5 protein-coding genes are annotated in these 7,773 nt (G+C 65.0%); 1 reads left to right on the forward strand and 4 read right to left on the reverse strand.

Features of this window, described 5'->3' with window-relative positions:
- Nucleotides 1–15: 15 nt before the first annotated feature.
- The 3 genes from GXY33_21245 to GXY33_21255 all read right to left on the reverse strand — a co-directional run bounded on the left by GXY33_21245 (nt 16) and on the right by GXY33_21255 (nt 4,518).
- On the reverse strand, nt 16–2,556 hold the full coding sequence (locus GXY33_21245) for a hypothetical protein (GenBank protein NLX07672.1): 2,541 nt from the start codon (nt 2,554–2,556) through the stop codon (nt 16–18).
- Between the two features lie 105 nt (nt 2,557–2,661).
- Entirely contained in the window at nt 2,662–3,306 is a 645-nt protein-coding gene (locus GXY33_21250) for a Crp/Fnr family transcriptional regulator (protein NLX07673.1), read from the reverse strand.
- 219 nt (nt 3,307–3,525) lie between these two features.
- Nucleotides 3,526–4,518, reverse strand: coding sequence for an NAD-dependent epimerase/dehydratase family protein (locus tag GXY33_21255; protein NLX07674.1), 993 nt, complete (start codon nt 4,516–4,518; stop codon nt 3,526–3,528).
- A 289-nt stretch (nt 4,519–4,807) separates the two neighbouring features.
- Here GXY33_21255 and gyrA point away from each other — a divergent pair, with 289 nt between their 5' ends.
- Nucleotides 4,808–7,375 carry a DNA gyrase subunit A gene (gene gyrA / locus GXY33_21260; GenBank protein NLX07675.1) on the forward strand — a complete coding sequence of 856 codons (2,568 nt, stop codon included), beginning with the start codon at nt 4,808–4,810 and terminating at the stop codon, nt 7,373–7,375.
- A gap of 28 nt (nt 7,376–7,403) precedes the next feature.
- Here gyrA and GXY33_21265 read toward each other — a convergent pair whose 3' ends face one another.
- The gene (locus GXY33_21265) at nt 7,404–7,703 is read right to left on the reverse strand and encodes a BlaI/MecI/CopY family transcriptional regulator (protein NLX07676.1); all 300 of its coding nucleotides are present in this window, start codon (nt 7,701–7,703) and stop codon (nt 7,404–7,406) included.
- Between the last annotated feature and the right edge of the window lie 70 nt (nt 7,704–7,773).

Below are 7,773 nucleotides of genomic sequence, written 5' to 3' on the forward strand. Positions count from 1 at the left end.
GGCGGCTTTGCGACGTCAGACCTTCACAGCGGTGAAGCGATACTCGCCCGGTTCCAATACCACGGGCAGCTCGGCGCAGCGGTATCCGGACGGGGCATCGGCCTCGCACTGGCAGCCGCAGGGCACCGTCACCGACAGGGTCACGTTCTTACCTTCACGCCGCCACGAAACCGAAATCAGGCCCGCCGGCGACGGAATCGCGCCGGAGGCGTGATCGAGCCGGCCGATCGACGGTCGGAAGCGAAATCGCCTGAATCCCTCTTCGGTGGGTGAAACTCCCAGCATCCGCGTCGAAAGGGCGAATGCGACGCCGCCGCCTCCGCCGTGAATGGAGACGAAACCCATCCCCTGCTCGTAGCCGGCGTCGCCCCACCCTTCCGGCAGCGTCGGGAAATCGGAGTCGCCCAGGACCGGTGCGTACCGGCGGCTCATGTAGTCGAACGCGTAGGCATCCTCACCGCACGCGCACATCGCCTCAGCCACGTAGAACATGTAGAGCGGCGAGACGGGTGTCATGTCGGCAGCCGGCTGTTTGAGGGTCTCGACGAGTCGGGCCTTCTGGTCCGGATCGGGCACGCCGGCCAGAAGGGCGAAGGCGTTCAGCAGTTCGCTGTAGGTGTCCGCCCGGCCGCGATCGGTATAGAAGTCGGCGAAGAGCCCGCGCTCCGGGTTCCAGAACAACCGCCGGACGGCTGACAGCGTCCGTTCCCGCCGCGCTCGCCACTTCGCTTCGTCAGCTTGGTATCCCAGCCGGCCGGCGCACCAGGCCAGCTCGGCGAGGAACTGGACGTACACCGCGTTGTATCCGAGCATCGCTCCGGAAAGGCCCTGCTCGTTCCACTTGTGGTACAGCGGCCAGTCGAGCCAGTTGATCGGCGGCATGTTGAACAGCAGGCCATCCGAGTCGGTCTGGCGATCGAGCCACTCGGCCGCCCGCAGCAGGACCGGATATTGCGTTTCGAGGAAGCCCGGTTTGGGAAACCACATCTGCCGCCGCACCACCGCCTGCGAATAGAAGACGACGTAGCCCGGAATGGTGGCGTAGGTGGCGGACGTGAACGGCCGCGGATCGCGAGGGAAGCCCCGGTGCTCGCAGTTGGGCAGCATCAGCGGGATCTTGCCGCACGGAAGCTGGGTGCGGGCGGTCAGCCGGAAGTGGGTTTCGGTCGCCGCCAAATCGCCGCAGGAAATGTAGTAGCACAGGTGCGACTGCTCGATCTCGCCCGCCAGGATGTAGTAGGCCCGCTCGCGGACCGGGTCCATGATGTAGGTGTCCTGGAGGTGCATCAGGTTGGTGTTGATCGCCGTATTCCAGAGCCTCGTCAGCGTCGGGTCGGAGCACTCGAAGAAGCCGGTCTGTTTGACCGGGTAGGTGTGGGCGATGCAGTGGCAGCTTCGTACCGATAGCCTGCGTCCGCCCGTGCGAAACACGACGGTCACGTAGCGGAACGCGGTGGCCACGTTCCACGGATGCCACGACTGCCGGCCGTCGGCGGCGACGTATCGGGCGGCGAAGCGGCTCCCGCCTTCGGCGCCCAGGCACCGTCCGTTCTGCAACACGTTGCTGTAGGCGGACTCCACCACGTCGCCGTCCGCACCCTCCAGTTCGATGGCGGGCACGGCGTTGTACGGCCGGCCGAAGTCCAGCACGATGTACGGATCGCCAGCGTCACCGGAGTAGAGCTCGACGTCGCCGGACAGCAGTGAGGCCAGGTTCACGCCCGGCAGTTCGCACGGCGTGTATTCGCTGCCGGCCATGCGCTCAGCCACCGCGACGCTGTCGGAGAGCCCCTGCGGATGGCGGGTGTATCCGGTCTGCACGATCGCGCAGGGTTTGACGACCGTTTCCGCCAGAGGCGGCGTCAGCCGCGGCTCCAGGTATTCCCAGCAGGAGGCATTGTCGAGCAGTTCCCAGCAGTTGCGGACCGAGAGCACGACCGAGTCTTCCCAGCCGCTGTCGTCGAACGCGCGGGCGTGCCAGTCGGCGGGATCGACGCCGCCGCGGTAGCACTCGACGACCAGGCCCTGGGCGCCGTTGACGGGCGGCGCGGAGGTGTCCCATCCTTCGGCCGGACGGGTCTTCCACGATGGGCCGGTAAAGACCCGCTGAATCTCGCCCTTGGCCAGGTGGATGTCGGCCTCGCCCCACAGGCCAGGCCGCTGATCGGCGCAAAAGCAGCCGGGACTGCCGTGCCAGAAGACCATCACGGCGATCGTGTTGTCGCCCGGCTGGAGATGATCGGTCAGGTCGAAGGAGTCGTAGAAACTCCACTGCGGCGTGACGCTGCGGCACGGCCCTCGCCCCAGGTACGTCCCGTTGCAGTAGGCGATGAACTTATCGCCCGCCGTGACCCGAAGCACGGCGCGGCCGGATTGGCCGTCGAGGCGGAAGGTCTTTCGGAACATCCGGTAGAGCGGCTTGCCGGCTGTGGTCTGGCCGGAGGACGACGCCGCCCAGATGAAGCGGCCGCTCCAATGGCCGGGATAGCCGCCGCGGGCTCCTTCCCGTTGATCCGAACCCGGAACGAACACGCAATCGCTGTTGGCTGCTGTCACGGATGATCTCCAGAATGATTCGGGGCGGGTCGCGGCGGGCGACGCTCGCCGATCCGGCCGCTGGCGTGATTCAGATCGGATGGACCTCCGGAAGGGAACGCCTCACTACGCCTCGGCCAGGCCTCGGAGCGTCTCCAGCGAGACCAATTCGATCTCGTTGCCTTCCTCCTGGCGGATCGCCTCCAGTTCGACCAGGCGGGCGAACGTCCGCGAAAGGGTCTCCGGCGTCAGCGCCAGGTACGAAGCCAGATCGCGCTTCTTGATGGGCAGGCGGACGCGGACCGGCGGTTCGGTCTTGCCGTCGGCCAGACCGAGCAGGTAACTGGAGACCCGGCCCAGCGAATCCCGCAGCACGATGTTCTCGAGCGTCCGCATCAACCGGCACAGCCAGGTGGCCATGCCGCGGAGGAACCTGACGCACATCTCGGCATCAGAGCCAAGCAGGGCCAGCAGCTTGTCCGTCGGAAAAAAGACCAGCTCCGACGGTTCCATGGCCACCGCGGAGGCCGGGCAGTCGAACTGCCCAAGCGTTGCGGCCTCGGCGAACGTAGTTCCCGAACCGACGATATGCACGATGAATTCCTTGCCTTCGGGCGAAAGCTGGAAAATCTTCACCTGGCCGGCGGCGACCACGTACATCCCCTTGGACGGCGTGTGCTGATTGTAGAGCAGCTTGCCCTCGGGAACCTGCTGGAGCGAGGCGATCTCGGCCAGCGAGGCGAGCTGGTGCGATTCCAGGCCGGAGAACATGACGGCATCTTTGAGGACCGAAAGGATTCTTTCGCGATCGGCGGACACCTGCATTCCTCCCACGAAAACGTCACACGCCGAGGCCTTCGCCGCGGATGCATCACCCGATACAGGCGAGGCCCATCACAAACCCATAGCCATGTCTATTCGCGGCAGCCAACACCCGGCCCTCAGCCTTCGAGGCCGGATCGTCGCTCGATCCTCAAGTACCACGCCGCGCTACTTCTCGTCCAGGTACCACTTGACGGTCAGCGGAATGCCCGTCTCGTAGTCCACCGTGGGCGTCCAGCCGAGCTTGCGAACTTTCGCGGTCGAGAAGCCGATCCGCCGACCCATCAGCCACACCGCATAGCGGGAAACCATGGGCGGCTCCTTGCGGCCGGTCAACCGGCCCACGCACTCCATCGTGAACCCGGCGAACTTGGCGATCTTGTACGGAACGTGTTTGCGGACCGGCGAAGCGCCGAGGGCCTTGGCAATCAGGTCGAAGTAGCCCTGGAGGGTGATATCGCCGTCGCTGCAGCAGTTGTAGGCCTCGCCCTTGGCCTCGTCCTTGTTGGCGGCCAGGATGGCCCCCTCGGCCACGTTGCCCGCGTACGCGAGGCTGAGCTTGTTCAAGCCGTCTCCGATGATCTTGGCCTTGCCTGACTGGATCGCGTCCACCAGCCGGCCGATGCTGGCCCGGTCGCGAGGGCCGTACAGCCAACTCGGGCGGATCACCGTCGCCGCCAGCTTATCCTTGCGGTGAAAATCCCAAACCAACTGCTCGGCAATCACCTTAGCTTTACTATAATAACTCCACCTGTAGAGGTTCTGGCCAAGCGGCGCCGTCTCGTCCAGAATGACCCCTTCGCCGTCCACGTAGCCGTAGGCGCTGATCGAACTGATGTGCAGGAACCGCTGGACCTTGGCCTTGTCCGATGCTTCGAGCAGGTAGCGCGTGCCGTCAATGGTCACCCGCTGAAACTCGTCCCAGTGGCCCCAGTCGCCGACCTTGGCCGCCGAATGGTAGACCACGCGGACCCCCTCGCACGCCTCGCCCAGCGCCTGGCGGTCGGTCAGGTCGCCAAAGACCTTCTCGACCCCGAGGCTGTCGACAAACCGGGTGTCGGAACCTCTCCGAACAAGGACCCGCACCTTCTCGCCTCGCTTGACGAGTTGTTCCGCGATATGGCTGCCCAGCAGGCCCGTGGCGCCGGTGATCAGATTCATCTACTCGCTTCTCCGCAAAATTCGTTAGTGATTATGCCACTTGTTCCCGACCCATGGAGCCGGATCGGAACCCAAAGCTTACCGGACCAGACAACCAAAGTCCAGCAGAAGATCGGCGAATTGGGATCGCCGTCGCGGCATGACCGGCCTTGGTTCTGCACGTGTTCAGCCGCGCCCGCCCGAGGTAAAATTCCGATCCAAAACCGCGTTTAGGCGTGGCAAAACCGCGTTTCCAACCCTATAATGTATATCTTGCATTTTACCATTTCCGTGCAAAGGACGCACTTTCATGGCAGAGGAGAACAAGGAACGAATCGACGAGCTCCTGCTCGAAGACGAGATGCGGGACTCGTACCTGACCTACGCGATGAGCGTCATCATGTCGCGGGCCCTGCCCGACGTGCGGGACGGCCTGAAGCCTTCGCAGCGGCGTATTCTGGTGGCGATGAACGACCTGAACCTCGGGCCGCGCAGCAAGCATCGCAAGTGCGCCAAGATCGTCGGCGACACCAGCGGCAACTACCACCCGCACGGCGACCAGGCGACTTACGGCACGCTCGTGCGCATGGCCCAATCGTGGAACATGCGCTACACGCTGGTCGATCCGCAGGGCAACTTCGGCAGCATCGACGGCGATCCTCCCGCGGCCATGCGGTACACCGAGGCGAGAATGGCCGCCCCCGCGATGGAGATGATGGAGGACCTCAACCAGCAGACGGTGGACTTCCAGCCGAACTACGACGAGACGACCAACGAGCCCACGGTTCTGCCCTCGAAGTTCCCGAACCTGCTGGTCAACGGCACCACGGGCATCGCGGTGGGCATGGCGGCCAGCCTGCCCCCGCACAACCTGACCGAGATCTGCGACGCCCTGATCAAGGTGATCGAAGACCCCGACGTGACGATCAACGAGCTCTTCGAAATCGTCCAGGGCCCCGACTTCCCGACCGGCGGGATCATCTGCGGACGGGCGGGAATCCTCCACGGCTACAAGACCGGACGCGGCAGCGTGGTGGTCCGGGCCCGCATGCACACCGAAGAGGGACGCGCCGGCCGCACGCTCATCGTGGTCGACGAGATCCCCTACCAGATCCTCAAGACGACGATCACCGAACGGGTCGCCGCCTGCGTCAAGGGGGCGATCATCCCCGAGATCGCCGACGTGCGGGACGAATCCGACCGCAAGGGCATGCGCCTCGTCATCGAGCTGAAGCGCGACGCCAACGTGGACGTCGTCATCAACCAGCTCTACCAGCACACGCCGCTCCAGAGCAGCTTCTCGATCATCAACATCGCCCTGGTCAACCGCCAGCCGCGGACGCTGAACCTCCGCGAACTGCTCGACGCCTACCTGGCCCACCGCAAGGAGGTCATCCGCCGGCGGACCATCTTCCAGCTCCGCAAGGCCCAGCAGCGGGCCCACATCGTCGAGGGCCTGATTCTCGCGGTGGCGGACATCGACGAGATCATCGAACTGATCAAGCACAGCGCCGATCCGAAGGAGGCCAAAGAGCGGCTCATGCAGAAACCGCTGCGGCTCTCGGAGGAGGCCACCCTGCGCAAGCTGCTGCCGGAGAAGTTCGTCAGCGAGTCGGCGGGCCGCGACCGCTTCCTGACCGGTCCGCAGACCGACGCGATCCTCTCGATGCAGCTCCAGCGTCTCACGGGCCTCGAGATCGAACGGCTGGCCAACGAGTTCTCGAAGCTCACCGAACAAATCGAAGGTTTCGAAGCCATCCTGCGGGACGAGACGCTGATCCTCGACATCATCCGCGAAGACCTCTACGAGATGAAGGACAAGTACGGGGACAAGCGGCGAACCACCATCTCGAGCGAGGAACTCCAGGCCTTCGACATGGACGACCTGATCGCCGAAGAGGAGATGGCGGTAACGGTGACGCACGAGGGCTACATCAAGCGGGTGCCGCTGGACACCTACCGTTGCCAGGGGCGCGGCGGCCGCGGGATTCGCGGCTCCGACAACAAGGAAGGCGACTGGCTCGAACACCTGTTCACCGCCAGCACGCACGACTACCTGCTGTTCTTCACCAACCGCGGACGGGTCTATCGCCTGCGGGTCTACGACATCCCCGCGATGTCGCGGACCAGCAAGGGCCGCTCGATCGTCAATCTCCTGAAGCTCCAGCCCGAAGAGAAGGTGACCTCGATCCTGCCGCTCCACGAGATCTCCGAGCGTTTCGTGGTGATGGCGACCCGCCAGGGCGTGATCAAGAAGACGCCGCTGGGCGCGTTCGCCAACCTCCGATCGACCGGCATCATCGCCATTGGCCTGGACGCCGACGACGCCCTGATCCGGGTCGAGATCACCAGCGGAAGCGACGAGCTCATCCTGACCACCCGCGACGGCATGTCCATCCGCTTCCCGGAAGAGGACGTACGGGCCATGGGCCGGACGGCCCGCGGCGTCAAGGCGATCCGTCTGCGCGAGGACGACGAGATAGTGGACATGGCCGTCGCCGACCCGCAGGGGACGCTGCTGACCGTCTGTGAAAACGGCTACGGCAAGCGGACCGAAATGGACGAGTACCGGACGCAAAGCCGCGGCGGTATCGGCATCATCAACATCAAGGCCTCCGAGCGCAACGGCCGCGTGGTGGCGGCCAAGACGGTGCGGGACGAGGACGAGCTGATGATGATCACCGCCAACGGCATTGTCATTCGCCTGGACCTCAAGGACATCCGCGCGATCGGGCGCAACACCCAGGGCGTTCGGCTGATCCGGGTGGACGAGGGCGACAAGCTGGTCGCGGTCGCCCGCGTCGTGCCGGAGGACGACAACGAGGAAAACGGCAACGGCGACGCCAAGGACGACGGCAACGGCAAGACGACGTCGTAGGGCCGGTCGATCCGAACGCGGCCCGAGACTACTCCGGTTGGCCCTGCGCCCCGTCCAGCATCGTCAGGTGCGACGACAGCTCCGCCGCTGAGCCGTCGAAGTAGCGGTCGATCACCGTCCGAAGGATCATCCGCCTGGCCTCCGCGGCGTCCAGAACGGTCTGGTAGCGGTCGGCCCGGCCGATCCGCATCCGCCGAAGCCATCCCTTCCGCAGCAGCACCTGGACGATAGTCAGGACAGTGGTATACGCCAGCCGGCGCCGCGGCCGCAGGGCCTCGACCAACTGCCGCACCGTCATCGGCCCGCCCGTCCACAGGCACTGAAGCACCATGGCCTCGTTCGGCGTGGGAAGGTTTGCACTGATTGACGTCTCCCGAAGCACCGCACAACGTTCCTCA

The organism is Phycisphaerae bacterium (genome assembly GCA_012729815.1).
In the GTDB taxonomy this organism is placed as follows: Bacteria; Planctomycetota; Phycisphaerae; order JAAYCJ01; family JAAYCJ01; genus JAAYCJ01.